Annotated in this window: 1 pseudogene; it reads left to right on the top strand. The window is 42.8% G+C overall.

Annotated features, from left to right (window positions below):
- A pseudogene (locus ACFIK6_RS10295) lies at window positions 1-533 on the top strand (hypothetical protein); the annotation flags it as partial.

Genomic DNA, 533 nt, shown 5'->3' with positions numbered 1-533 from the left:
ATTGGCTATATGAGTTGGATGGGAACAAAGATTCGAGAGCAGGATGCGTATATTAGGGAACAGAAAGAAGCGCTAAGACAAGCTGAGGAACAGCAGCAGCATGATATACGTCTTGGTCAGTTTTTCAACAATTCTGTTAAGTCGTTTCAAAATAAATCCAGTGATTTTAGTGATGCGGCAAATTTTCTTTATGAGAAGCGTGCGAAGGAATTGAGTTCTTGGTCGTCACTTTATCCTGAGTATGCAGATCCAAACACAATTTCTGAGATCATAAGGAATGAATTGCGTACGATTGTAGCGACTTGTGCACAAAGAGATCTCAATCCGGCAGAAGAGATTTATAGGATAGCACAAAACCTTGGTTATCAGACAAAAGCGATACAAGCCAACGATCAGGTTGCAGAACTTCAAAGCCGTCAGAATTCTGCGCGGACTTTGACGGCATCTGGTGGAGGAGGGAGTACAGGTCCACTTTCATGGGAAACGATGAACGCTATGACGGATAAAGAGTTTCAAGCGTGGTACAGTAATCC

This window comes from Bartonella sp. AS69XJJH (assembly GCF_042195585.1).
In the GTDB taxonomy this organism is placed as follows: domain Bacteria; phylum Pseudomonadota; class Alphaproteobacteria; order Rhizobiales; family Rhizobiaceae; genus Bartonella.
The sequence above is the reverse complement of the archived record's forward strand: the minus strand, read 5'-3'. Positions and strand labels throughout refer to the sequence as shown.